This window comes from Ruegeria sp. BI7 (assembly GCF_056537925.1).
Window position 1 is genome coordinate 89,315 of record NZ_JBQFSK010000009.1, and the last position, 26,870, is coordinate 116,184.

The following is a 26,870-nucleotide window of genomic DNA, read 5'->3' on the forward strand; positions in this document are numbered from 1 at the left end:
ACGAAACTGATTTTATCACGTATTCGTGATTCTTCAGTTTCCCATAGACATCTCTACGGTAGTTCCGTAGAGTCCTCTATGTCAATAGAGACCTCTATGGAAGCCAAATGGCAGCAATTGAAAAAAAAGAAAAAGCGTCACGCGAGGATTGGCTACTAGCGACGCTGGACGTTTTAAGAGAGCGCGGAATAGAAGGCGTGAAGGTGGTTGCGATTGCACGCAGGCTGGGACTGACGAGCGGCAGTTTCTATTGGCATTTCAAGAATATAAAAGATTTGCTCGACGCGGTTTTGGCTTATTGGGAAGAAGCTTTGACCGGGCACATCATTGAGGATGCATTAAAATTTGAAGGCCCTCCGGAGGAACGGATCAGGCTGTTGATGCAGCAGGTCATTCGCGAAGATGCATCCAGACCTGACGGGGCCATAGCGGTCTGGGCAAAGTCCGATGCGGATGCGGCATTAAGCTACAAGCGTGCTATGGACCGGCGGTTTGAATTTTCGGCCTGGCTGTTCCAAGAGGCAGGGTTTGAACCAAAAGAAGCCGAGGTCCGCGGACGCATGATGGTAATGACGCTGATGGGTGAAACAACAAATGGGCTTAGGAAACGCAACGACTGGGCCGACATTCTCGACCGGCACTGGCGCGTATTGGTGGCATAGTCTTTTAAGTTGTTTCCAATAGCACCTCGTTTGCTGAACCGATTTCAGACTGATCGGTTCATTTGGGCTATTGGGGCATTTATACCGTCGTTTGGCTTGAAAGCCGCCGCCCAGAAGTCACCGGTTTTTGGATGCCAGCAGTTCGCAACCGGCGGGTCTGATAGTTCGGTTGAGAGTGGACCGCACAACTTTGCAATGTCCGCTTCCTGTGCATTGCTGTAATTGGGGCATCGCGCAGCATCGGTCAAATTGGGCTCATCGCAGGCGTTCTATGCACATAGGATCAATGACGGTTTTCTGAGGAGTTGAAATGATGGTTTGTTCGGTCCGCAGAAGGCCCGCTGTCATTTGTGATTGTACAATTCTGCCAAACTGCAACAAGTAACAGGGCCACATAGCTGCCGTTCAAAGACGTTCGTGGTTTGTTGTTCCGAAGTGTTCATCTATAGGTTGGGTGCGCTTCGGTTTTTGGCAGATACCCGTGCTGCCTTCCAAGATTTCTGCCTTATGCCCACAATCAGATTTTAAGTTAAGCTGACCCAAGCCGCATTCCTTGAAGAGCTTTGCACGCATGCGGCCACAAATTTAACACCATTGAGTCCGTCATGAACCGTTGGATAAACAACCGACCCGTCAGGTGAAATCCCATTTCGGAAGGCTTGGATTGCCTCTGCTGCCTCTCCATAGATATTCGCGAACCCCTCAAGATATCCCTCGGGATGTCCCGGAGGAACTCTACTCAACCGATTGGCTGCGTCACCAGCACCAGCACCATTTCGGGTGATCAAACGCTTGGGTTCGTTGTATGGCGTAAACCAAAGATAATTGGGATCTTCCTGAGACCACTCAAACCCACCTTTTTCGCCATAGACGCGTAAACGAAGTGCGTTTTCATTGCCGGGGGCCACCTGAGACGACCACAGCATACCGCGCGCTCCACCTTCGAATCGAAGCAACACGTGCGCGTTGTCATCGACTTTGCGCCCCGGCACAAAGGCCTGCAAGTCCGCCGCCAAGCTTTCCGCCTTCAGCCCGGTTACAAAGCAAGCGAGGTTGTAAGCATGAGTCCCGATGTCACCGGTTGATCCACCCGCGCCCGAGCGTTCGGGATCGGTTCGCCACTCAGCCTGTTTGAAATCCTGCTGCTCGGTCAGCCAGTCCTGGGGGTATTCAACCTGAACCACGCGGATCTTGCCAATTTCTCCGTTAGCAACCATTTCACGTGCCTGCCGGACCATTGGATAGCCCGTATAGTTATGGGTCAGTATGAATAGGGCATTCGCGCTTTCCGCTGCTTTGACCAGCTTTTTTGCATCGGCAAGGGTCGAGGTGAGTGGCTTGTCACAAATTACGTGAATACCGCGTTTCAGGAACTCGCGCGCGGATGCATAGTGGACGTGATTTGGCGTGACAATTGAGACCGCCTCAATCCCGGATTTCAGTCGGGCTTCCCTTGTCGCCATTTGTTTGAAGTCTTCATAGACCCGTTCGAGCCCCAACGCCTGACCACTTTCAAGAGATTTCTCTGGCGTCGAAGACAAAGCACCGGCAACCAATTCAAACTTGTCGTCCAGTCGCGCCGCTATTCGATGAACGCCACCTATGAAGGCGTCGTTCCCGCCGCCAACCATGCCAAGTTGAATGCGGCCTGAGGTTTCTTCATTGCGTCCTGTGACCATCATTCAATCCCCAGCATTTTACGATTGGCTGCTTCGTCTGCGCCACCATCAGCAAAATCATCAAAGGCTTTCTCGGTCACACGGATAATGTGATCTGACACAAACTGAGCGCCTTCACGCGCTCCATCCTCGGGGTGTTTGAGGCAGCATTCCCATTCGACAACTGCCCAACCATCAAAGTCATTCGCCGCCATCTTTGAAAACACCGCCCCGAAATCCACCTGGCCATCACCAAGCGACCGGAAGCGCCCGGCACGATCGACCCAGCTTTGATACCCGGAATAAACACCCTGCCGGCCGGTCGGGTTAAACTCGGCATCTTTGACATGGAACATCCGGATCCGATCTTTGTAGATGTCGATATTGTCCAGATAGTCGAGGCATTGCAGCACGTAGTGCGACGGGTCGTACAACATGCAAGCACGTGGGTGATTGCCTGTCCGTTCAAGAAACATCTCGTACGTCACGCCGTCGTGGAGGTCCTCACCTGGGTGAATTTCGTAACAGACGTCAACGCCGCATTCCTCGGCGTGATCCAGTATTGGCACCCAACGACGAGCAAGCTCCTCGAATGCCGTTTCGATCAAGCCAGCAGGGCGCTGCGGCCAAGGATAGACATAGGGCCATGCCAATGCGCCTGAGAATGTCGCATGCGCTGCAATACCCAAGTTTTTCGAAGCAGATAGCGCTTTTTTAACTTGGTCTACCGCCCATTCTTGCCGGGCTTTCGGGTTTCCTCTGACGCTTTCGGCTGCAAAACCATCAAACGCGCTGTCATAGGCCGGGTGAACGGCCACAAGTTGGCCCTGAAGGTGGGTTGAAAGTTCAGTGACGTCGACGCCATTTTCCTTGGCTTTGCCTTTGAAGTCATCGCAATAACTGGCGCTGGATGCGGCTTGTTCCAGGTCGAACAACCGGCCATCCCAACTAGGAACCTGAACGCCCTTGTATCCACAGTCAGCCGCCCATTTAGTGATCGCGTCCCACGAATTGAACGGCGCTTCGTCCCCCGCGAATTGCGCAAGAAACAAAGCTGGACCTTTGATTGTTTTCATAAAATTTCCTCCCCAAAACCTGAGCCTCTATGGCGGTAAATTTTCCTTCAGATAGATGTCGATACGGATACGTTCCTGTGCTTTGTTGAACGGAACCTTGTCCGAAGTTGCGCGCAATAGACGGACGGCAGAACGAACAATGTGCCCGGTATCTTGCGAGATTAAGGCGTCAAATGTGCCAAGCCTAAGCGCCTCACGACTGAGCGGAGTAAGCTCATGAGCTATGATCACCAGATCTTTGCTGAGTTTGTTCTCTGAAAGAAATTGAATCAGGCCCGCATTGCCCGCTGCTGACGAGTATATTCCGACCAGATCCGGATAGGTTTCAAAGATTTCGGGCATCATCCTGTAAATCAGATCCGGGTCATCCCGGCCCTCGACAGACGCTACGACTTCCAGGTTCGGAAATTCCTCAGCCACAACAAGGTCAAAGCCTTGACGACGCTCCAGGTGGTCACGCGCCAAACGGGATCCTGTAAGAACCAAGACCTTGCCTTCACGATGGACAAATCTTCCCATCAGCTGAGCGGCGGTTCGTCCTGCCGAAACGTTATCAATTCCGACAAAGTGGTCTCGCTCAGAACTTGGCAAGTCAGACACCAAGGCAACAACCGGAACGCCTTTGTCCCTGAGCCTTTTTACAGCGTCGCGGACAGAAGGCGTTTCGGGCCCGAAAACGGCGACTCCGTCAACGTCCAAACTTTCGACGGCATCTAAAATGTTGACGATATCTTGCGGCTCGAACGGAGCGACGTTCTTTACTGCAATGCGCGTCCGTTGGATAAATTGGTCACGTGTTTGTTCAGCGATCTGACTGCTTATTGCCTCCACAAACTCGTTGTCCGTGTCTGGTAAAACAAAGAGGAAATTGTAGACGCGGTTTCGCGCTAGGTTGGCTGCGGCGGTGTCGCGCACATACCCCAGCTGATCAATCGCCTTCTGTACTTTCTGTACAGTCACTGCTCGCACGCCGGGGCGCCTGTTCAAGACCCGATCAACGGTCGCCAGGCTGACACCCGCCACGCGAGCGATGTCATTAACGGTTGGCTTTTTCACCAATTCTAGTTTTTGTTTTTGATCTTCCACGTGTTCTTCAGCCCTCAATCTCCCGTGCTAAGCCTTCAAACAACAAAGCAACAGCTTCAGCGCCGGGATCGTTATGTCCAACTAGGTTTTCTTCGGGAACATAGGCCGCGCGGCCCGCCTTCGCACGACGAATATTTGCGGTGTTGTTCGCGCCTTCGCGGGCAGCCTCGGCTGCATGCGTCAGACCAGATGGTAGTGCGGCAAGTGCTGGTGCCAGGGCGTCAATCATTGTCCTATCACCGACCTTGGCACCCCCAACCTGACTGACGCGGTTCAGTCCTTCGACCAGAGACTTCGGTACCGAAGCCCCGCTCGCACAGGCATCGCCAGCTGCGTTGAAGAAAATTGCGAGTATCACGCCGGAAGAACCACCCATTGTCTGGCTTAACTCATTGCCTAGTGCCGGAAATAGTTGCGTCAGATCAGCAAGCGGCATGCGGTCAAGGCTACCTTGCAAAGCTCTTGCGGCAGTGGCGAGTGTGCTTCCCGTATCGCCATCTCCGGATTTCGCGTCCAGCTCGTTCAGGTTCTTCTCTGCGTTGATGAGCAGTTCAGACAACCGGGTGATCGTTTCCCTTGTGGAGGGATTGTTCGAAGGAATTGGATCGATTGGAGTCAAACCATCAGGCAAAGGCGCTACTTTTATCGAGTCGATGGAATTGACGCCGGGCCAAGCCGCCAGGTCAACAGGCGCTTTAAGCGCCGATAAATCGTCCTGACCTACCGGCAGAATAGAAACAGAAAACCCGTGCATATCCAGCGATGTCATCATTGGGGCCGGGCCAATGATATGGTGGGCAATACCAGTTTCGGCCAGCGCATGCGTGAGGACAGCCATTTCCAGCGGCGTTGTAGAACCCAGGTTGTTGACCAACGCCACACAATCCCCGGACCCCACCCGTTGTTTCAGCTTCTCCACAACTGTGGACATAGCCGATACAGCATTTGAGAATTCGACTTGCTGTACACCGGGCTCGCCATGGATACCCAAGCCAAGCTCTGCTTTCCCGGGGGCGATCCTGTCTTCTTTCGGAGATCCCGGAACAGTACAGGTGTCCAGGCTCATACCGATGCTGACGACCTTGGCTATGGTGCGTCTTGCTGCGGCGGTGACGGTGTCCAGATCAGCACCACTTTCTGCAAGCGCTCCGGCTATTTTGTGCACGAACAACGTACCTGCCACGCCACGTGGTTGCGGAAGGTCGGGCAGGGCGATGTCATCATCAACGACGACCATCTCTACCTTGCGACCCAATGCACGGGCGCGTTCAGCCGCTAGTCCAAAGTTCAGCCGGTCACCGGTGTAATTCTTGACGATCAGCAGGCACCCAGCTTCACCCGTGACCGCAAGAATGCCCGCCAAAACCGCTTCGACTGATGGGGATGCAAAGACTTCCCCGCAGACCGCGGCCGTAAGCATACCAGCACCAACAAAGCCCGCATGGGCGGGTTCGTGGCCAGACCCTCCACCAGAAACCAAGGCGACTTTCGACTTGTCCCAATCCGACCGGTAGACAACCTTGATATGCGGGTATCCGTCCAATCGGGTAAGTTGCCCTCCGGAGGAGGCTAGAAGACCATCAATGGCCTCTGTCACCAGGGTTTCTTTTGTGTTGAGGAACTGGGCCATGCTTTTGCTCCTTAATTCACTCGCGCGCCGGACGCGTCAAAATACAATGGGTTGTGTGGGCGGATTTTTATATATTTTCCAGATGGATAGTCCTGATGGACATCAATCAAGGTCACAACCGGGTGACCGTTTAAGTCCAGGTGCAACCGCGTTTGATCCCCAAGATGTTCAGCGCGTATCACACGCGCTTCACTGCCTTCGCCTTCAATGATGTTTTCCGGGCGCAGGCCAATCTGCGGGCCTTTGTGATCGCCTCCGAACAACTCGGACGGCAAGATGTTGATCCGAGGCAGACCCAACCGGCTGGCTACGTAAACACTGCCCGGGTTTTCATAAATGTCCCGGGGTGTTCCGTACTGCACCAACCGGCCGTTTTCCAAAACCCCGATATGTGTCGCCATTGTCATGGCTTCGACCTGATCATGGGTCACGTACAGCAAAGTCGATCCCAGATCTGCCTGAATTCTCTTCAGTTCTACCCGCAAATCCGCCCGTAGCTTGGCGTCCAGAGAGCTGAGCGGTTCGTCCATCAGAAATATCTGGGGGTCGCGCACAAGCGCCCGTCCAATTGAAACGCGCTGCATTTCACCGCCAGACAATTCAGTGGCTTTGTTGTCCATTTTGTGCGGGATCTGGAGGATCTCAGCGACTTCGTTTACCTTCCTCGTGATCTCATCCTCTGGTGTTTTCAGGATCGGCGACCGCAGAGGGAAAGACAGGTTTTCCCGCACTGTCATATGCGGGTACAGCGAGTATTGCTGGAAGACCATTGCTACATCGCGCTGAGCGGGAGTGTCTATTCCAACGTCACGCCCAGCGATGCGCACTGTTCCTGAATCCAGTTTCTCAAGCCCTGAAATCAATCTCAGTGTCGTTGTTTTTCCCGCGCCAGTCGGACCCAACAACACCACAAAGGCACCGTTGGGGATCGTCATTGAGATATCATCCACCGCTGTGACGTTGCCGAATGACTTCGAGATGTTCTCCAAAACGACTTCAGCCATTGCTTAGTACCTCGTCGTTCAGAGCGGACCTCAACGCGCGCCCGGTAGATTTTTCAAACAAAGTTACTGCGGGGGAGCGGAACTCCAATCCCACTGTCTCACCGGGACTGACGACCTCGCGTGCATCAATGCGGGCTTTCAGTTCTCCGTTCGGACTTTGCAATGTTACGATCTGGGTGGTTCCAAGGTATTCTGCGGCCAGAACCTTGGCCCTGTATTCGCTCGCATCCGACAGAAAAACATGTTCGGGGCGAACGCCAAAAACCAAGTCACCTTCCGCCCCTTCCATCAATCTCGGTACAGCTTCGTCATGACCGTTCAGTCGAACCGTTTCCGAGCCGGGTTCGACCTTTCCCTGAAACGGCAGGAAGTTCATTGAAGGAGACCCGATAAAATCCGCCACAAACATCGTCGCCGGTTTGTCGTAGATTTCCTGAGGTGTGCCAAATTGCTCGATCACAGCATTATTCATCACCACGATCTTGTCGCCCATTTGCATGGCTTCCAGCTGATCATGCGTGACGTACACAGTGGTCGCCCCCATGCGATCATGAAGCGCACGCAACTCTTCGGCCATGTGTTCCCGAAACTCAGCATCCAAGGCACCAAGGGGTTCGTCCATCATGAACGCTTTGGGCTCTCGAACAATCGCGCGACCCAGCGCTACACGCTGTCTATCGCCACCTGAAAGTCCACCCACTGGGCTATCGAGGATGTCGTTGATCCCCAGAATTCCCGCGACTTCCTCTACTTTGGCTTTGATAGCAGCACGCGGCATGCCCTGCGATATCAGGGGGTAGCTGATATTCTTGCGCACGTTCATGTGGGGATACAGCGCGAACATCTGGAACACGAAGGCAATGTCCCGTTCTGATGGCGGCCGCTGGCTGATTTCTTCACCTTCCAGATAGATTTCACCCGACGTTGGAAGCTCCAACCCTGCGATCATCCGCAGCGTCGTCGTCTTTCCGCAGCCGGATGGCCCCAGCAGCATGAAAAACTCACCATCCTCAATCGTGAACGAGCTTTCGCGCACAGCCGTGAAGTCGCCGAACATCTTCTTTACGTTTTTGACTACGATCTGGGCCATTTCTACTCCGGGAAATGGCTGACGATGATGAACATGACGGTTCCGATCAGCGTGACTATGAAAGAGTAGGTGAAGGCCCAAAGGACAAAGGGCTGCATCAGCATAAAGACACCCAGTGCGATAAGGATGGTTGCGACCATCTCCCATGGGCCGCGGCGGAGCCGCATCAATCCGGTTAGAAAGTCGCTCATTTGCGCACGGCTCCGAATGTGATCCCACGCAGCAAATGTTTGCGCATCAGGATGGTGAAAATCATGACGGGGATGAGGAAGATCGTTGCACCGGCCGCCACGGCAGGCCAGTCCAGACCGCCGATACCGATAATGGTCGGGATGAACGGTGGTGCAGTCTGTGCGTTCGCGGATGTCAGCAGCACGGCAAACGCGTACTCATTCCAGGCGAAGATCAGGCAAAAGATAGCTGTTGAGGCTATGCCGGTCGCGGCTTGCGGCAGCACCACTTTGTAGAATGCCTGAAACCTCGTGTAGCCATCTATGAGGGCGGCTTCTTCGTACTCTCTTGGGATTTCGTCGATGAAACCCTTCAGCAACCAGACCGCCAGGGAAATATTCACACCCGTATACAGCAGAATCATTCCCAGATGCGTGTCGCTCAGCCCAAGGTTTCTGAACATCAGGAAGATTGGGATGGCAACAGCGACAGGGGGCATCATCCTTGTACTGAGGATGAAGAACAGCAGGTCGTCCTTTAGTGGGACTTTGAACCTGCTGAACGCGTAGGCGGCCAGCGTGCCAAGAAAGATACTCAAGAACGTCGAGCCGAATCCGATGATAACTGAATTCATAAAACGCTCACCGAATTTGGATGGTCCGACAATCACCATGTCGTATTGGCGCACGATCTCATCGGCCCAGTTCTGCGGTGGGTTCGCTTCCAGAAATTCCTGCGTCTGCCGCGTGCGTGTGGTGAAGAGATTGACGTAGCCTTCAAGCGTTGGGTCAAAGACAACCTTGGGCGGGTAGCTGATCGCATCGGCTGGAGACTTGAAGCCAGTTAGCAAAATCCAAACCAGCGGGATCATCGTGATCAGCGCGTAAGTAATAACCAAGAAGCCTGCGATCCACTTGGACCGGTTCGAAGGTTCAGTGACGGAAAAACTACTCATCTCTGTTTCACCTTGTTCAGGGCTTTGACGTAGATCGACGCAAGGCCGAACACGGTGACGAAAAGGATGATCGCATAGGCCGAGGCATAGCCCGTACGCCACTTTTCAAAAGCCTCCCGCTTGAGATTGATTGAAGTGAGTTCCGTAACAGAACCGGGCCCTCCACCGGTTAGCTGAACCACTAGGTCGAACATCTTGAAGTTTTCGATCCCTCTAAACAGCACGGCTAGCATCAGGAACGGCAACACCATCGGGATGGTGATCGTAAAGAACTGCCGCAGCTTACTGGCTCGGTCGATCTCAGCTGCCTCGTAGATGTAGTCTGGAATGCTGCGCAGACCGGCCAGACAGATCAGCATCACGAAGGGGGTCCACATCCAGGTGTCGACAATCACGATTGCCCACGGGGCCAACGTGACCGATCCCAGCATTTCAAAGCTCGATGGGTCCTTGCCGGTAAACCAGGACACGATGTAGTTAAACAGGCCGATTTGAGGTTGATACAGGAACTTCCAGAAGTTCCCGACGACTGCAGGAGACAGCATCATCGGCAGCACGATAATCGTGGTCCAAAGATCGTTGCCCTTAAATTTCTTGTTGATCAACCATGCCAGAGTAAACCCGATCAGGACCTGGAAAAAAATTGTCCAGAACAGGAAATGCGCCGTCGCCTGCATATTCAGCCATGTGTCCGAGTCTGTCAGGATACGCTCGTAATTCCTGAGCCCGACATCTTTGACTTCACGCCCGATCCGGTTGGCCTTGTAGTTGGTAAAGCTTAGTTGGATGGTCCAGATCAACGGAAAGATGTTGATCGCCAGCAATAAGAAAATCGTTGGTGAGATGAATATCCAGGCGATCGCGCGGTCGGATAACCCTCGGATTTTTCGCGCAACTCGCTCGGGCGTTGCCTGCGCAACGCGATCTACGGTCCTGTCAGACATCTCTTTGCCAGTTCTTTTTGGTTTCGGACTCACGGGTGAAGGTGGAGCGGGATTGCACCCGCTCCTAGCTGCCTCCAGACTACAGCTTGCCTTCGTCTTCAAAGACTTCCGTCCAATCTTCGATCAGAAGATCTAGCGCTTCTTGAGCTGTGCCTTGGTCGGCAACCACGTAGTCGTGGATGCGCTTCTGCATTGCCAGCAGCAGTTCCGCATAGGCGGGCTCTTGCCAGAAATCCTGAACTCCAGCCATTGCTTCCAGAAAGTCACCGGCAAACGGTTGGCTGTCTACGAAACCAGGATCTTCCAGAACCGAGTTATGTGCCGAATAGCCTCCAAGTTCCCACCATTTGGCCTGAACTTCCGGCTGTGCAAACCACTTAATGTACTCAAGTGCGGCGTCCTGTTTGTCAGAGTAGCTGACGACAGAAATACCTTGTCCGCCGAGTGTCGAGCCTGGCTGATTTTGTGGTGGGTTCACGAAGAAGTCGATCTTGTCACCACCTGTATTGGGATCGGCATATAGACCAGGGAAGAACGCAAACCAGTTCATAGCCATAGCGACCTGACCGGACTTAAATGCATCCAAGCTCTCACCCATGTAGGAGTTGGTATATCCAGGAGGCGTCGCCGTTTTGTAGAATTCTTTATAGAACTCCAGCGCCTCAACCGCTTCCGGTGAGTTTACTGCGCCTTCCATATCATATGAGCCCGGGGTGTTTTCGTATTTGAAGCCCCAAGGATACAGTGCTCCGGTCACACCCATGGTGATCCCTTCCGAGCCGCGCTCGGTAAAGATTGCTGCCCCATAGACGGTCTTGCCGTCGATCTCACGACCTTGGAAGAACTGCGCGATCTGCAATAGTTCTTTTTGAGACTCGGGCTCGCGTAAATCCTGACCAGTTGCTTCTTTGTATGCGGCTTGGATTTCTGGGTTTTCGAACCAATCCTTGCGATAGAACCAGCCATTTGCGTCACCCATCGCAGGCAGCGCGTAGTAATTTGGTGTACCCTTGGGCCAGGTTGAATAAGCGTAAACTGTGGCAGGTGCGAAGTCGTCCATGCTGATGCCTTCAGCGTCGAAAAAGTCATTCAACTGGACATAATGACCGTTTTCGGCGCCGCCGCCGATCCATTGGCTGTCACCAATCAGCAGGTCGCAGAGCTTACCCCCAGAGTTCAGTTCATTCAGCATCCGGTCCGCAAAATTTGGCCAGGGAACAAATTCGAAGTTCATCGAGTGGCCGGATTCTGCTTCGAATTCTTTTGATAGCTCAACAAGCGCGTTGGCCGGGTCCCATGCAGCCCAACAGAGTGTCAGATCTTCAGCATTTGCCTTGGTAGAAAGAGTAGTAGCGGCAAAGACTATTGCGCTGGCCGAGGCCAGTTTTGTGTAAGTCATCCATTCCTCCCTTTTTTGCGCCGTCAATCGAGGATGTGCGAATCGCGGCATACATCCAAGGCTATTTGAGGTACGCACCTCAAGTCCAGATATTTTTGAGGTTCGTACCTCAAGAGATCAGCGGAGATCGCAAATTATGTCTCTTAGCTATTGATTCCTAAAGAAATTGTTCTTTGAACTTGATGCGCATGTATTTTTGGCAGCGAAGTATTGAATGGTCATATCGACTTAAATGGGCGCAGCCGTCATGCGGCCAACAGGTTCAGCGAACCCGCTTCTGAAGCGTTCAAAGATTATTTGGTCGATACCTTTGAGAATTCGAGATAGCGTCAAACAGCGCGAAAAACTCGGGACCGTGCATAACTCTTTTTGGTTAGGTGTTGACGTATGAGCAATCTCTCCATCGTCCGATTGAACCGCTACCCTATAAAAGGCTTGAGTTCCGAGCCTATGCGAACTGTGACGCTGCGAGCAGGAGAGGGCATTCCGGGCGATCGCCTGTTCGGATTTGCTCGCTACAACTCTGGTTTCGACATGCAGAACCCAATGCCACTGCCGAAAGATCGTTTTATCGTTTTGTTGAACGAGGCTGCACTGGCAGGCATTCAGACCGGTTTTGAAATTGAATCCCAGTCACTTGAGTTCAATGCGAACGGAAAGACACGACGCTTTGATATGCGAGAGTCTGAAGATCGGGAGAAGGCGGCAGAGTTCCTTTCTTCAGAGATCGATTTAAAAGATCCAGAGCTTCCAAAGTTTGTCTCTTCTACTCCTCATAGGTTTACAGATGTATCTGTCGTATCACCACAAATGATGAACGCGATATCCGTTTTGAATCTGGCCTCTGTAAAAAAGTTGGGCGAACAACTGAACGCAGAAATTCACCCGGCGCGCTTCCGAGCGAATATTGAGATAGACGGATTACCTTCGTTTGCTGAGCTGGATGCAGTTGGATCAGTTTTGAGATTTGGCGATGTCGAGTTGAAGATACTCTCACGTACGAAAAGGTGCGCAGCAACTGAAGTGAACCCGAAAACGGCCGAGCGCGACTTGAAAGTACCCTACCTTATTCGGAAATTGATGGGCCATATGGATATGGGCGTCTATGTCGAAGTGGTTAGTGGTGGAACGCTAACGGTCGGTCAAACCGGGGAAATACTCGCTTAAACCTTGCCTCCTGCCAAAGTGGCTTTTCTAAGAGGTTTGAGCCATGTTCGGTCAGATGATTAAACTCAACTCTTGCTCTGACTTTCTTTTGGCTATCCGGGGTATCGAAGGACGTCGCGTTCGAGCGTTCTGATCCAGAAACGATTTGAGGGCACTCCTTTGACGGAGCCTTGACAAGATCTCTGTTTCAAATAATTTTAGTCATTAAAATATTTAGACAGGTGGTGCTCAATGTATCTGGGCTTAGATTTGGGAACGTCAGGTCTCCGCGGGATTCTGGTAGATGACACAGGACACGTCGTCGGTGATGCTGAAGTCAGAATTTCCACCTCGACGCCCAAGCCTGGCTGGTCTGAGCAGGATCCTTTGGATTGGACCAACGCTTGCGAAGAGGTTGTTGGGAAGCTTCGCGTCGGCAACCAGCAAGCATTCTCAAAATTGCGAGGTATTGGCCTAAGCGGACACATGCACGGCGCTACACTACTGGATTCTGATGGCGAAATATTGAGGCCCTGTATTCTTTGGAACGATACACGGTCAGCTGATGAGGCGAGGATACTGGATCAATCGTCAGAGATGCGCGCAATATCGGGAAACATCGTATTCCCCGGGTTTACGGCGCCAAAACTCGAGTGGTTGCGCAGCCATGAGCCGGATGTGTTTTCAAAGGTAGACAAGGTATTGCTGCCGAAAGATTATTTGCGGTTTTGGCTTACTGGCGAATATGTCTCAGACATGTCTGACAGCGCAGGAACATCTTGGCTGGACGTTGACACTCGGCAGTGGTCAGAAAGGGCGTTGGCCATAGGTCACATGCGTGTCGAGCAGATGCCGAGCTTGGTCGAAGGCAGTGATCCGGGTGGAGAGTTGAAGGTCCGTTTGAGGCAGGAGTGGGGGCTTTCGAATCCGGTTGTCGTGGCTGGAGGTGCTGGCGACAATGCTGCCGCGGCCTGCGGGATCGGGAGCATCAACGACGGCACCGGTTTTGTCTCACTCGGAACGTCTGGCGTGTTGCTTGTAGCGCGGGAAGCCTATGCTCCTGATCCGGAAACAGCCGTGCACTGTTTTTGTCATGCGGTTCCTGATCGGTGGATACAAATGGGTGTCATGCTTTCAGCAACGAACAGCATGAACTGGCTTGCTCGCAATCTGGGCGAACCCGTGGAAAGACTCGCTTCAGCTATGCCTGAAAAACTGAACGGACCTGCAGCGATCACCTTCCTGCCATATCTGTCAGGAGAACGGACGCCGCATAACAATAGCCATATCCGAGGCGCGTTTTTGGGCGTGGACATCTCGTCGGAACCCGCTGAGTTGACCCAGTCCGTAATGGAGGGTGTTTCTTTTGGAATGAGAGATTGCCTGGAAGCACTGAAGAGCACCGGAACCCAGCCAAATAGCCTTATGGCAGTTGGGGGAGGCGCGCGATCTCGGTTCTGGCTGGAAACCTTGGCTACTGTTTTACAAGTTCCGCTGGAATTGCCAAAAGGCAGCGAATTCGGTGCCGCAATGGGCGCTGCGCGCCTCGCGATATGTGCAGCCAACGATGCGGAACCAGCGCAAATCATGACGCCGCCGGAAATTCAGGAACGCATCGAACCACGCGGCGATCTGATTGACGCCTACGAAAACGAATACCAGAGATACAAGCAATTCTATCAGGCTCTTGCGCCGCTGGCAGTAAGATGAAACCAGAAACGGGTAAAGCCTCTGGGATTGAAGCTGCTAGTATTACGGACGGGGATATGCGTGTTTCGGTCCTGAACTATGGGGCTATCACGCAGGGTTGGTGGTACAAGGACGTCCCGCTCATCCTTGGGTTCGAGGACCCAAATGAGTATCTCGCCGATACGCGTTACCTGGGCGCAATTGTTGGGCGCGTTGCCAACCGGATCAGCGGCGCGGCGTTTGACTTGGATGGCGCCAGTTTTGAACTAAACGCCAACGAGGGCAAAAACACCCTGCATGGCGGCGACGATGGGCTGTCTAAACAGTTTTGGGAACTCGAACAGATTGTACAGAACGAGGTTTCGCTGAGCTACGTTTCTCACGACGGAGAGGGCGGCTTTCCAGGGAATATCAGGTTCGAAGTCAGGATCTGCCTACAGGGCTCACGCTTGGTCTATTCAATAACTGCACAGCCTGACCGGCCGACGCCGATAAGCATTGCGCAGCACAACTACTACACTTTGGGTGCTGCAGATGGCGTAGACGGGCATAAGCTGAAACTCGCTTCAAATCGGTATCTGGAAATCGACGATCAGGGTATTCCGTCGGGCAAGGTGCTTGCGACCAACGAAAACCGGTTGGATTTTTCGACGCCCAAAACGATTGGAAGTGCTACTGAAGGGATCGATCACTATTTCTGCTTTGATCACGATCGCGACCCAGAAACTCTGGTAGCGGAAATCACTTCACTCTCTGGCCTTGCGTTGACCGTCTACTCAGACCAACCCGGAGCACAGGTTTATTCAGGCTATGAGCTGACCAAACCGCGTCGCGCTTCACGTGGTGTGTGTATCGAGCCATCGGGTCATCCCAACGCACCGAATATCTCGTCGTTTCCTTCAATCATCTATACTCCGGAGAATCCGTATCGGCAGGAACTTATCTTAGAGGTGTCTGAGGAATGACATGAGAGCAGTTTCGCTATTCTTGGCTTTCGGCTTAACAATCTCAGCGGTGGGTGGTGCGCGTGCCCAATCGCTTGGTCCTTTGCCGGAGTTTCTTGATCCTGACTTTGGAAGTGCTGAGCTGGGGCGTTTGCTGTTCTATGACCCGATTTTGTCTGGCAACAAGAATATTAGCTGCGCGACCTGTCATCATCCCAGGCTTGGCACGTCCGATGGTGTTTCCCTTGGTATAGGGGAAGGGGGAATTGGGTTGGGTCCAGAGCGGACATTGGACCGAGAGAACACCCCGGAACAACGTATTCCTCGAAACTCACCAGGGCTTTGGAACCTTGGAGCCACTGAGTTCACGACGTTTTTTCATGATGGGCGACTAGAGGTAGACACAACGCAACCTGATGGTATCAGAACCCCGTTGGGTACTCATATGCGGTCTGGTTTCAAGTCCGCGCTGGCCGCACAGGCGATGTTCCCGGTTTTGTCGCCAGACGAAATGGCGGGTCACTATTCTGAGAATGACGTGAGCAAAGCGGTTCGCCTCGGATTTCTGACACAGCAAGGCGGTGCGTGGGATCTGATTGCAGAACGTGTTGCGGCCATTCCAGAGTACGAGCAGAGGTTTGAGGACTTAGCGCCGGATGATGAAATTACGTTCACGGCAATTGCCAACGTAATCGCGGACTTTATCGCGTTCGAGTGGCGCGCGGATAACAGCCTCTTCGATCGCGCGATGCGAGGTGAGGCTGAATTGCCAGAAGAGGCCGAAGTTGGCATGGGCCTGTTCTACGGAAAAGGTGGCTGCAGCAACTGCCATTCGGGCTGGTTTCAGACGGATCACAAGTTTCATTCGATGGCACTGCCGCAGATCGGCCCGGGAAAGGCGGCGCGATTTGAAAACCATGTCAGGGACGACGGGCGTCTTCGCGTGACCGGTGATCCCGGCGACGCGTTTGCTTTCCGCACGCCATCTTTGCGCAACGTGACTCTGACAGCTCCGTACGGACACAACGGAGCCTACGCTGAACTTGAGGATATGGTACGCCATCATCTGGACCCGGTGGCGTCCTTGCGAAACTACTCGATCGAGATGGCCACCTTGCCGGACTTCCCCGGCTCTGACGACCAAAGGGCAATGTCGGATAATCAGCACTTGGGTGCGATTGCCCAAAGCAACAGCTTGTCGAAAGTAAGCCTGACGGATCAGGAAATCGACGCTCTTCTCAGATTTCTGGCAAGCCTTGAAGACCCGGCAGAGCGGCTAGGTGTGCCCGACCAAGTTCCAAGTGGGTTACCGGTTGAAAAGTAATCAGCGGTGAAGACGTATGATTTGGTTGGGCTGATAGTCCAACCACTCGTCTTTCGAACCATCCGGCCAGATCATACGAACCTGCACCTGGTCCTCACTCCCAAGCCCAAAATGCTGAAACCCAGCGATGCCACCAGCGTGACCGCCGCCGATTGTTAGCTCGCGGGTCTGAACACCCAGCGAGGTTTTGACTTCAACAAATCCACCAATCGCTGCGTGATTGGATTGATCCTGAGTGACATCCAGCAATAGCCAGTTGCCACCTTGAGAAGTGTTCTGGCTGACTTCTAGCTCAGAACCTCGGTTGACGACCACCAGGTCCAGCTTCCCATCGTTGTTCAGGTCAGCAATCGCCGCACCACGAGATTTAGCCATCGAAGCAGCACCGGCATCTGCTGCAGCTTCAATAAACTGTCCATCGGAGTTCTGTAGTAGTAGGTTATTGGGGTCGTTCAGAGCTGCATCGGGCATCTGATCTACGTTTCCCTTGGCCACGAATATATCGTCCCGGCCGTCGTTGTTGACGTCGCCAAACTGTGCGTGCCACCCGGTGGATGGCCTTCCGTCTCCGCCGATATGCGGTCTATGAGCGGTCGTACCCTTTTCGTAAGTTGCATCGAGCCAGGTCGGGCCGTTTGTCACTGGGTCAAAAATCTGGAGTTTCTGGTCACCCATCGAGGTCAGATAAACTTCGGGAAATCCGTCTCCTGTAAGGTCGCGAGAGGCGATCCCCATTCCCCAGATCGAATATGGAAGCCAGCCTTCGTCTTCCGAGTATTGCCGAGGCTCGGGTTCCATCGCCCATAACTGCTCGTGACCGCCGCGAACATAGTAGTGACGGTCGTTGCTGACGCGAAGATCAGCGCGGCCAGTTCGGGCCCAGTCCGAAAAAAAAATAGAAAGTGAGCAGTAGCCGGGCTCAAGATGCAATGGCTCGTGATACAAGTCGCCTTCTGGGCGGTACAAAAGGGTTGGCCCGCAGGATTCAAAAGGACCTTCGGGATCAAATCGATCAACATAAGTGCCAAACGCCAAGGTCGGTAAAGTTTGCCCGCTTTCCCATGTTGCCGAGAAACCTGTGGTCCAGTGATCCTCGGACTGAAACCCGAGTTCAGTGAAAGGGCTGAATTGGCAGTCGGTATCGCCCCGAAGAAGCAGGTCTAGGCCAACACGCAAAATCGCCAAATCCACTATGCCGTCGCTATCAACGTCGAGAGGGTAGGCGCCGGTCACACCGGCCAGTGAAAGACCTTCAGGCGTCTTTGCCTGAAATGCTATCTGTTCCTTCGAGGTATTGATGAACAGTTGAGACCGGTTGGAACCGCCAGCCAAAAAGAGTTCTGGCAGCGAGTCCCCATTGCAATCGAAAACGGCCACACCACCGCCGACAAAATGCTCCCACCCGCCATCATAGGCATGTTTTGGTACATCCACATTTGTAAACTGGGGAATAACAGTGTCCGCATTCGCAACTGTGGCCAAAGTCGCAAATATCGCAAACTCAAGACGCATTCGCCGTCAGCTCCTTGACCTTGAGAATTGAGATTTGTTCAATTCCATAGGCTGCCGCCCCCTTGGCCCACATCATGTCACCCCAGTGATGAACTTTGATCTGGGGCAAAGGTGCATCGACATTCACAACGCCGTTTTGAATGCGGGTCATAACTTCGTTGGAACACAAATGCTCAAAGCTCATTTGTGCCCCCGAGACGATAATGCACTCTGGGTCATACAAGTTGATCAGGTTGGAAATCCCGAGGCCAAACATCTGACCTGCGCGGGCAAGCACTGACGAAGCTCTGTCGTCACCTGAGTCGGCGCGGTCATGTATGTCGGAAACGGTTTCCATGTCGTTGGTGTGACCGGTGACTGTCATCTCGCGGATTAAAGCATAGTCGCCCACATAGGCTTCTAGACATCCGCGTTGACCGCATTGGCAAAGGGCTCCGTCAAGTTGAACTTTGGTGTGCCCAAACTCAGCGCCGCAGCCTCGTTCTCCACGGTATAGTTTGCCATCCAATACGATGCCAAGGCCAACACCGTGTTCGATCGTAACAACGAGGAAGTTCTTTAAACCCTTACCCAAGCCAAAAAGCTGTTCGGCCTTGGCGACAAGATTGGCGTCGTTGTCGACGAATACGGGGCAGGGCAGCTCATTTGAAAGCAAGTGGCTGAAATCAATGTTTCTCTCAGCAATCGAGGATGACCAGTGGACAAAATTCTTGTTTGCATCGACCAGTCCAGCCACCCCGATAGAAACACCTGCCAAATGAGCGACAGTACGATCGATCTGACTGCAGGTTTCTTCAAGAGCTTCGCGGATCGCCGAAACAAATACTTGCGGCGACATTCTGGCGTGATCCAGAGCATATTTATGGGATGCGACTTCGTTACCTTCAAAGTCGACCAAGATAACGGAGATTACTTGCCGAGCCACCTTGAGGCCGGCCACAAGGTGCATCTGGCCGTCCAATTGCAGCAATACTCTGGGTCTGCCTCTCTTCCCCGACTTTGACTGTGCTTGGCTTTCAGTCTCTTTGACCAGCCCGGCCGAGATGAGATCAGCCGTGGCGGCGGTGACAGTCGCAGGGCTGGTTTGCAAGGCGGATGCAATATCGATCCGCGAGACGGACCCCTTGGCTCTGATGTGCTCCAATACCCGTAAGCGGGTCGTATTTCTTTGTTCCAAAGAAACTGGAGAGGCTTTGCTTTTCAGCATCTTGTCCTCGCGAATCTTGCTGTTGATCCAATCTATTTGAATTTGGGTGCGTCTTGTAGAGTAAATATTTTACCGACTGAAATAAATATGGTATTCAAATTTGTGAGAGCCGCGAATCGAAATGCGATGGCTCGGCAAATGGGAGGAAATCATGAAGAGAATTCTCAGCTTTTCGGCTGTGGCCACTTTGTTGGCTTCGACCGCATTCGCAGAGCCAGTGGTCGGCGTAAGCTGGTCGAACTTTCAGGAAGAGCGTTGGAAAACAGACGAAGCGGCCATCAAATCGGCGCTTGAAGCAGGGGGTGCCGAGTACATCTCGGCAGACGCGCAGTCGTCTTCCGCAAAGCAGCTTTCGGACATTGAAAGCCTGATCGCCCAGGGTGTAGACGCGCTTATTATTCTGGCCCAGGACGCGCAGGCAATCGGACCGGCTGTTCAGGCGGCGGCGGACGAAGGTATTCCAGTCATTGCCTATGATCGCCTGATTGAGGACGACCGCGCGTTCTATTTGACCTTCGACAACGTGGAGGTCGGCAGAATGCAGGCCCGGGCTGTCTTTGAAGCCATGCCCAAGGGCAACTACGTGATGATCAAAGGCTCTCCTACTGATCCGAACGCAGATTTCCTGCGCGGTGGTCAGCAAGAGATCATCGGAGCAGCCGTCGACAGCGGTGACATCGTAATCGTTGGTGAGGCCTATACGGATGGCTGGCTGCCGGCGAACGCGCAGCGAAACATGGAGCAGATCCTGACCGCGAATGAGAACAACGTGGATGCGGTTGTTGCGTCAAATGACGGTACTGCAGGCGGTGTTGTTGCTGCGCTGACCGCACAGGGCATGGAAGGCATTCCGGTTTCCGGTCAGGACGGCGACCACGCAGCATTGAACCGTGTCGCACTGGGAACGCAGACGGTTTCGGTTTGGAAGGATGCTCGCGAACTTGGAAAGGCCGCTGGCGAAATCGCTGTCGCATTGAGCGGTGGGACAAGCCCTGCTGATGTCGAAGGCGCAGTTAGCTGGACATCACCGGGTGGGACCGAGATGAACTCGGTTTTCCTAGCGCCTGTTCCAATCACTAAGGACAACTTGTCCGTGGTTGTTGATGCCGGATGGATCCCGCTGGAAGATCTTTGCCAAGGCGTTGAAAACGGACCTGCCCCTTGTAACTAAACCACTCAGCCCTGGGCCTCTTAGTCTGGGCCTGGGGCAAATGCTGAATATGAAAGATCGGAAATGACCGAAACTTCGTCTCAGCCGATACCTGAAAAAGCGAAACCCAGCCTGTTCCAGCAACTGGAACTGGACATGCGACTTGTGGGAATGATCGGCGCGTTTGTCATCCTGTGCATCGGATTCAACATCTTCACAGATGGAAGGTTCCTGACGCCGCGCAATCTATTCAACCTGTCCATTCAGACAGTTTCGGTTGCCATTATGGCATGTGGGATGGTGTTCATTATCGTCACGCGACACATCGACTTGTCGGTTGGCGCGCTATTGGCAACAACCTCGGCTGTGATGGCAATGACGCAAACCGAGCTTTTGCCGCAAATACTTGGGATGGGTTTGAACAACCCGGCAACCTGGGCGATCACAATCGTTGTCGGACTGTTTGTCGGCACACTGATTGGTGCGTTTCATGGCTGGATGGTTGGTTATCTGACGATACCAGCGTTCATCGTTACGCTTGGTGGATTTCTGGTTTGGCGAAACGTGGCGTGGTATTTGACCAGCGGCCAGACGATTGGTCCTCTGGATAGTACATTCCTGATGTTTGGCGGGACCAACGGGACATTGGGAACGACGACAAGCTGGCTGTTTGGATTGTTCGCTACTGCGATTGCCATCTGGGCTTTGTGGAGTGGGCGACGCGCAAAAGCGTCACATGGTTTCCCGGTAAAACCTGTTTGGGCCGAGGCCACTTTGGCCGGGATAATCGCAATCGCCATCCTTGGGTACGTTTACATCGTAAACAGCTACGCCATACCGACGCGCCGACTGCAACGTATGTTCGAAGCGCGCGGAGAGACAATGCCAGAGGGGCTGGTCGTCGGATACGGCATACCAATTTCTGTCCTGATACTAATCATAGTCGCGGTTACCCTGACGATCGTGGCACGGAAAACCCGGTTTGGTCGGTACATCTTTGCCACTGGCGGCAACCCAGATGCGGCAGAGCTTTCGGGTATCAACACTCGGCTGCTGACCGTTAAAATCTTTGCTTTGATGGGTTTCTTGTGCGCCGTTTCCGCGGTGGTCGCCTCGGCCCGCTTGGCAAACCATTCGAACGACATTGGTACGCTCGACGAACTTCGGGTCATAGCCGCTGCAGTGATCGGAGGAACCGCATTGTCGGGCGGCATCGGCACCATCTATGGCGCGATCCTGGGTGCATTGATCATGCAGGCGCTGCAATCGGGCATGGCAATGGTTGGCGTTGACGCGCCGTTTCAGAACATCGTTGTCGGCAGCGTCCTCGTGTTGGCCGTCTATATCGACATCGTTTACCGCAAGCGACTGGGGGCCAAGTGATGCAAGCTCAGGATACTCAGAAAAAACCTTCCGGCACTGGGCGTGGGTCAGGCGCGCCGCCATTGGTCGAGATGCGCGACATCTCGATTTCCTTCGGTGGGATCAAGGCCGTCGACCATGTGTCGGTCGATCTCTATCCGGGTGAAGTCGTTGGCCTGCTTGGCCATAACGGGGCCGGGAAGTCCACTCTGATCAAGGTTCTGTCCGGCGCCTATCAGATGGATCACGGTGAGATCCTGATTGATGGCAAGCCAGTCGAGATTGGCAATCCCCGTGACGCCCGGGCGAATAACATCGAAACGATATATCAGACGCTCGCCTTGGCCGACAATCTGGACGCGACATCGAACCTGTTCCTAGGGCGCGAGATGACGACGCCTTTTGGTTTGGTCAACGACGCAGCCATGGAGGCCGAGTGCCGAAAGATCATGGCTCAGCTCAACCCGAACTTTCAGAAGTTCAATGACCCGGTCTCCGCCTTGTCGGGTGGGCAAAGACAATCAGTGGCGATCGCTCGGGCTGTCTACTTCAACGCACGTATTCTGATCATGGATGAGCCGACAGCAGCGCTCGGGCCGCATGAAACTCAGATGGTGGCGGATCTGATCCACCAGCTAAAGGCGCAAGGCATCGGGATATTTCTGATCGATCACGACGTGCATGCCGTCATGGAACTGTGCGACCGCGCCTCGGTCATGAAGAACGGAAAACTGGTTGGGACGGTCGATATCGCAGACGTAACTGATGACGATCTATTGTCCATGATCATTCTCGGCAAGCAGCCAGCACAAAAAGCAGAGTAGGGGGCAGAAATGCCAAGTGGATTTTTTGAAGGGATCGAGAAGGTCCAGTTTGAAGGTGTGGACAGCAAGAACCCGTTGGCCTTTCGTCACTACGACCCGGATGAAATCATCATGGGCAAGCGTATGGAGGACCATCTGCGGTTTGCGGTGGCCTGGTGGCATTCATTCGCGTGGGAGGGTGGAGACCCCTTTGGTGGACCTACGTTCGAACGCTCATGGTATCCTCAGGACGATATGGGCCGGGCCCGCCAGAAGGCAGATATTGCATTCGAATTGTTTGAAATTTTGGGGCAGCCATTCTTTTGCTGGCACGACGCTGATATCCGGCCTGAACAGGGAAATTTTGCCGATAACCTGCGCACATTGGAAGAAATCACCGATTATATCGGTGAAAAGATGCAAGTTTCTGGCACCAAACTGCTTTGGGGTACGGCCAATATGTTCAGTCATCGTCGCTGGATGTCTGGCGCCAGTACCAATCCTGATCCCGACGTTTTTGCGTTCGCTGCAGCGACAGTGAAATCCTGTATGGATGCAACTCACAAACTAGGCGGTGAAAACTATGTTCTGTGGGGTGGTCGTGAGGGCTACGAAACCCTTCTGAACACGGACCTGAAAACTGAATTGGACCACATGGGCCGTTTTCTGAACATGGTCGTAGAGTACAAACATAAGATCGGGTTCAAAGGCACCATTCTTGTTGAGCCGAAACCTCAGGAGCCTTCCAAGCACCAATACGACTATGACGCAGCTACTTGCATCGGTTTTCTCAGGAAGTATGGGTTGGAGAACGAAGTGAAACTAAATCTCGAGCAGGGCCACGCGATCCTTGCCGGGCATAGCTTTGAGCACGAAATTGCGGTTGCGGCTGCTGAAGGGATGCTGGGTTCGATTGATATGAACCGCAACGACTACCAATCCGGATGGGATACAGACCAGTTCCCGAACAATACACCGGAAGTTGCCCTAGCTTACTATTACATTCTGAAAGCTGGTGGTTTTACCACCGGCGGCACAAATTTCGACGCCAAAATTCGCCGGCAATCGATTGACGCTGTCGATCTGGCGGCGGCTCATATCGGCGGAATGGATATATGCGCACGTGGTTTGAAAGCAGCGGCTGCAATGATTGAAGATGGAGGATTGGAAAACGCGCTTTCGCAACGCTACTCCGGTTGGAAGTCTCCCAAAGCGGAGGCCATGTTAGGCAGTAGTCTGGATGAAATTTCCGCTCGCGTTTTAAATGAAGGAATAAACCCAGAGCCGCAATCTGGACGCCAGGAAATACTAGAGAATTATGTGAACAGATTTGTCTAACTGCCAAATTTGGGTGTTTTCCACTGCTGTCAAAAGTCATGCCAAGCCGTCTTTGGTGCTGAGGGCACGAATGGAGGTTTTGTTCATAACCCGTCCATATAGACAAAACCCCTCCTTAATATGGTTGAATGGCCTCAATTCGTTTTGGGTCACAAATGATTGACGTTTGGGTCGCAAATGAGTGACGTAAATGACCGATTTATTGAAGTTTTGACCGTCGATTGAGTCAATTATCAGTGGCGTTCCACATTTCCAGTTGAACGTCACACGAACCTGACCCAACCGTCATAGTTGGACCAGAAAAGCAGTGAATGTTCGACATCAGAAGGCGCCCCCCAAAGTTGGACATCAGTTGAATTTGATCTGACTTCCCTTTCGGAAAATCAGAGCTGATTTGCAGGTCAGACAGCGAAGCTGCCTGTTCCTGCTAATCTGCCACGTGGCGAACGCGGGAGGGGGCGAGGCAACGCTATTCGACAGGGGTGGTGCGGCCCGCAGGCGCAGCCGAGGACGAGGTCTTGCCTAATAGGGTTGCCCGAGGGGGAGGGTCGCGCCGTCACCCTGACGGCCAAGGGCGTTTGGCTTGTCCAAATCCCGCTGGCCCACGAAGGGAAAGTGTGAGGAAAAGAGGGCCCGCCGCCATTTGCGATTGTGCCATTCTGTCAGACTGCAAAAAGCAATAGAGGGCCACAGAGCTGCCGTTCGCGGCGGTTGCAGCACATGTCGCTTCGAACGGCAACAATGCGCAGTATTGGACATTGCAAAGTCGCGAGTCACAGTGCCGCCTGCCCAATCAGGCAGCCCTCAGCCGACAACCATCGACTCGGTACACCTCAAAGTTCAGACACCCCGTTCCTGCCGTTTATGCATCGCGTAGCAATTTTTAATGGATAAGAGTGTCGTGGACAATGAGGCCCCAGATGTTAACCAGGGCCTCAGTAGATTTAGCGACACCTATTCCGCTGGCATCGTCGAGGTTTCCGGATCAATTGTTGAAGCAACGCCTGCGGCCTCGCGCCGACCATCATTCCAGATGGCCTTGATCAAAGCGATGCACATAAGAGCCATCACAATCGAGAACGGCAACGCCCCAATCACCATTGCGGTCTGAATTGCGCCGGTGCCGCCAGAAATCAGCAATCCACCGACGACCAACGCAAGCGCAGCGCCCCAGAACACGATGTGAGGACGTGCCTTGGGGCCTTCATCCCCTGCAGCGTTGATCGTGTTGACGATCAATACCGCAGAGTCAGCTGACGTCACCAGGAAAGTCATCAGCAAAACAACGATGACTACCGCCATACCCCAGGCCAAAGCCTGTGCAATTGGGGCTAGCATGAATTCGGTCATGGCAAAAATCTTGTCGCCATTCGCGGCATCCAGGATCACACCATTTGCATTGCCGTTCAGTTCCAGATCGATTGCTGTGCCACCGGCCCATGCGAACCAAACGAAGCACATCAGCGAGGGAACAATCATCGCGCCGAGTACAAACTCTCGGATCGTACGACCGCGTGAGATACGCGCAAGGAACAAGCCGACAAAGGGTGCGAAGGCAATCCACCAAGCCCAATAGAATACTGGCCACCAGCCCTGCCATTGGGCAAGCAGGAAGGATTCTGATCCTTCGACACCATCAGATGCATAAACATTAAAGCTCAGCCACGGCAGCGCAACCAGATAGTCCCAGATCCCAACAAAGAAGGCGCTTGCACCAAAGAACGTCGCACCAAAGATGATAAAGAAGCCCAGCAAGAAGATCGACAACACCATATTGATGTTCGACAGCCATTTGATGCCTTTGCCAACTCCGGACAACGCCGACAATGTCGAGGCCCCCATTATGACCACTAAGGCAACGATGATCCCAAGCGTCGTCGCCGAACCATCCGCATGCGCGAGCCCGCCGATACCGATCCGCGTTAGACCCGCAACGAACTGCTCGACCCCGAATCCCAACGTTTGAGCAACGCCAAGGATGGTGGCAACAACGGCCACAATATCGATCACGTGACCAATGTTACCGGACAGCGCCTTGCCAAACAGCGGCGTCAGCGACGACCGGATCGTTAATGGCAGCCCGCGGCGATAGCTGAAGAACGCCAGCGACAGACCAGCAATTGCGTAACACGCCCATGCGCCAAGACCCCAATGCAGATAGGACCACACATAGGCAGTTCTAACGTTGTCCGCATCGAGCGCCGTCGTGATACCTTGAATCACTGATGGGTTGTTCTTGAAATGCGCGACTGGTTCCGCAACGGCCCAGGTCAGCATCCCGACACCGATCCCGGCGCCAAACATCATCGAAAACCAGGAGAAGTTGGAGAACTCGGGTTTTTCCCCCTCGACACCAAGCTTAAGACGCCCTCCGGTCGGCCAGATTGCCAGCCCGATACAAACGATAACAAACGCGGTTACGACCCAGATATACCAAGCGGCAAACTGAGCCAGAATAGCCGCGTTCCAATCGCCTAAGATTCTGCCAGCTTGAGTGGGCCACACAATACACCAGACCACCAGTAAACTGATAATGATCTTACTGATTACCGTCACGTTGACGCTGAACCCCCGATAGAAACCGTTTTCAGCGGTTTTTATCGGAAGTTCCGATAGTGGAGGCTTAACTGCCATATTCTTCATCTCCCTGTAGCTGATCTAGCGGGTTGCAAGATCAAATCGTTGCGACTTCAGCACCAAGCCGTGTTTGGACTAGCCGC

Annotated in this window: 22 protein-coding genes; 9 read left to right on the forward strand and 13 right to left on the reverse strand. The window is 53.3% G+C overall.

Features of this window, described 5'->3' with window-relative positions; genetic code table 11:
• The first annotated feature begins 107 nt into the window (after positions 1–107).
• Positions 108–662 carry a TetR/AcrR family transcriptional regulator gene (locus ACR0JB_RS17580; RefSeq protein WP_170507079.1) on the forward strand — a complete coding sequence of 185 codons (555 nt, stop codon included), beginning with the start codon at positions 108–110 and terminating at the stop codon, positions 660–662.
• A 524-nt stretch (positions 663–1,186) separates the two neighbouring features.
• Here the strand turns inward: ACR0JB_RS17580 and ACR0JB_RS17585 are convergent.
• The 10 genes from ACR0JB_RS17585 to ACR0JB_RS17630 form a co-directional block, all read right to left on the reverse strand.
• A complete protein-coding gene (locus ACR0JB_RS17585; RefSeq protein WP_217354390.1) occupies positions 1,187–2,341 on the reverse strand; it encodes a Gfo/Idh/MocA family protein in 1,155 nt (384 codons plus the stop codon).
• Entirely contained in the window at positions 2,341–3,396 is a 1,056-nt protein-coding gene (locus ACR0JB_RS17590) for a sugar phosphate isomerase/epimerase family protein (RefSeq protein WP_170397452.1), read from the reverse strand. Before ACR0JB_RS17590 ends, ACR0JB_RS17585 begins: the two co-directional genes overlap by 1 nt.
• Before the next feature lie 27 nt (positions 3,397–3,423).
• A complete protein-coding gene (locus ACR0JB_RS17595; protein WP_170362209.1) occupies positions 3,424–4,482 on the reverse strand; it encodes a LacI family DNA-binding transcriptional regulator in 1,059 nt (352 codons plus the stop codon).
• Between the two features lie 7 nt (positions 4,483–4,489).
• Positions 4,490–6,112, reverse strand: a complete 1,623-nt coding sequence (locus tag ACR0JB_RS17600; RefSeq protein WP_480790142.1) for a dihydroxyacetone kinase subunit DhaK — start codon at positions 6,110–6,112, stop codon at positions 4,490–4,492.
• 11 nt (positions 6,113–6,123) lie between these two features.
• Positions 6,124–7,116 carry an ABC transporter ATP-binding protein gene (locus ACR0JB_RS17605; protein WP_170397448.1) on the reverse strand — a complete coding sequence of 331 codons (993 nt, stop codon included), beginning with the start codon at positions 7,114–7,116 and terminating at the stop codon, positions 6,124–6,126.
• On the reverse strand, positions 7,109–8,206 hold the full coding sequence (locus ACR0JB_RS17610; RefSeq protein ID WP_170397446.1) for an ABC transporter ATP-binding protein: 1,098 nt from the start codon (positions 8,204–8,206) through the stop codon (positions 7,109–7,111). The genes ACR0JB_RS17605 and ACR0JB_RS17610 overlap by 8 nt, the downstream gene beginning before the upstream one ends.
• A gap of 2 nt (positions 8,207–8,208) precedes the next feature.
• On the reverse strand, positions 8,209–8,397 hold the full coding sequence (locus tag ACR0JB_RS17615; protein ID WP_010442360.1) for a hypothetical protein: 189 nt from the start codon (positions 8,395–8,397) through the stop codon (positions 8,209–8,211).
• Positions 8,394–9,332 carry a carbohydrate ABC transporter permease gene (locus tag ACR0JB_RS17620; protein WP_010442361.1) on the reverse strand — a complete coding sequence of 313 codons (939 nt, stop codon included), beginning with the start codon at positions 9,330–9,332 and terminating at the stop codon, positions 8,394–8,396. The genes ACR0JB_RS17615 and ACR0JB_RS17620 overlap by 4 nt, the downstream gene beginning before the upstream one ends.
• Positions 9,329–10,276: a carbohydrate ABC transporter permease gene (locus tag ACR0JB_RS17625; protein WP_170332156.1), complete on the reverse strand. Its 948-nt coding sequence runs from the start codon at positions 10,274–10,276 to the stop codon at positions 9,329–9,331. The genes ACR0JB_RS17620 and ACR0JB_RS17625 overlap by 4 nt, the downstream gene beginning before the upstream one ends.
• A gap of 79 nt (positions 10,277–10,355) precedes the next feature.
• On the reverse strand, positions 10,356–11,675 hold the full coding sequence (locus tag ACR0JB_RS17630; protein WP_170351994.1) for an ABC transporter substrate-binding protein: 1,320 nt from the start codon (positions 11,673–11,675) through the stop codon (positions 10,356–10,358).
• 387 nt (positions 11,676–12,062) lie between these two features.
• Between ACR0JB_RS17630 and ACR0JB_RS17635 the strand changes: the two genes are divergently transcribed.
• The 4 genes from ACR0JB_RS17635 to ACR0JB_RS17650 all read left to right on the forward strand — a co-directional run bounded on the left by ACR0JB_RS17635 (position 12,063) and on the right by ACR0JB_RS17650 (position 16,778).
• Complete coding sequence (locus ACR0JB_RS17635) at positions 12,063–12,842, forward strand: MOSC domain-containing protein (RefSeq protein WP_254437425.1); 780 nt, start codon at positions 12,063–12,065, stop codon at positions 12,840–12,842.
• Positions 12,843–13,073: 231 nt separating this feature from the next.
• Positions 13,074–14,531 carry a xylulokinase gene (xylB, locus tag ACR0JB_RS17640; protein ID WP_170397444.1) on the forward strand — a complete coding sequence of 486 codons (1,458 nt, stop codon included), beginning with the start codon at positions 13,074–13,076 and terminating at the stop codon, positions 14,529–14,531.
• Positions 14,528–15,475 carry an aldose epimerase family protein gene (locus tag ACR0JB_RS17645; RefSeq protein WP_170425521.1) on the forward strand — a complete coding sequence of 316 codons (948 nt, stop codon included), beginning with the start codon at positions 14,528–14,530 and terminating at the stop codon, positions 15,473–15,475. Before xylB ends, ACR0JB_RS17645 begins: the two co-directional genes overlap by 4 nt.
• Before the next feature lies 1 nt (position 15,476).
• Positions 15,477–16,778 carry a cytochrome-c peroxidase gene (locus ACR0JB_RS17650; protein ID WP_170397440.1) on the forward strand — a complete coding sequence of 434 codons (1,302 nt, stop codon included), beginning with the start codon at positions 15,477–15,479 and terminating at the stop codon, positions 16,776–16,778.
• On the opposite strand, the gene ACR0JB_RS17655 is transcribed toward ACR0JB_RS17650, so the two are convergent.
• The gene (locus ACR0JB_RS17655; protein WP_170397438.1) at positions 16,779–18,290 is read right to left on the reverse strand and encodes a CRTAC1 family protein; all 1,512 of its coding nucleotides are present in this window, start codon (positions 18,288–18,290) and stop codon (positions 16,779–16,781) included.
• Entirely contained in the window at positions 18,280–19,497 is a 1,218-nt protein-coding gene (locus ACR0JB_RS17660) for an ROK family protein (RefSeq protein ID WP_480790143.1), read from the reverse strand. Before ACR0JB_RS17660 ends, ACR0JB_RS17655 begins: the two co-directional genes overlap by 11 nt.
• A gap of 151 nt (positions 19,498–19,648) precedes the next feature.
• Between ACR0JB_RS17660 and xylF the strand changes: the two genes are divergently transcribed.
• The 4 genes from xylF to xylA all read left to right on the forward strand — a co-directional run bounded on the left by xylF (position 19,649) and on the right by xylA (position 24,150).
• On the forward strand, positions 19,649–20,668 hold the full coding sequence (gene xylF / locus ACR0JB_RS17665) for a D-xylose ABC transporter substrate-binding protein (protein ID WP_155150139.1): 1,020 nt from the start codon (positions 19,649–19,651) through the stop codon (positions 20,666–20,668).
• A 63-nt stretch (positions 20,669–20,731) separates the two neighbouring features.
• On the forward strand, positions 20,732–22,030 hold the full coding sequence (locus ACR0JB_RS17670; protein WP_480790144.1) for a sugar ABC transporter permease: 1,299 nt from the start codon (positions 20,732–20,734) through the stop codon (positions 22,028–22,030).
• Positions 22,030–22,833, forward strand: coding sequence for an ATP-binding cassette domain-containing protein (locus ACR0JB_RS17675; RefSeq protein ID WP_170379765.1), 804 nt, complete (start codon positions 22,030–22,032; stop codon positions 22,831–22,833). Before ACR0JB_RS17670 ends, ACR0JB_RS17675 begins: the two co-directional genes overlap by 1 nt.
• Before the next feature lie 9 nt (positions 22,834–22,842).
• Positions 22,843–24,150, forward strand: coding sequence for a xylose isomerase (gene xylA / locus ACR0JB_RS17680; protein ID WP_170507094.1), 1,308 nt, complete (start codon positions 22,843–22,845; stop codon positions 24,148–24,150).
• Between the two features lie 954 nt (positions 24,151–25,104).
• Here the strand turns inward: xylA and ACR0JB_RS17685 are convergent.
• Entirely contained in the window at positions 25,105–26,784 is a 1,680-nt protein-coding gene (locus ACR0JB_RS17685; RefSeq protein ID WP_170397430.1) for a BCCT family transporter, read from the reverse strand.
• Between the last annotated feature and the right edge of the window lie 86 nt (positions 26,785–26,870).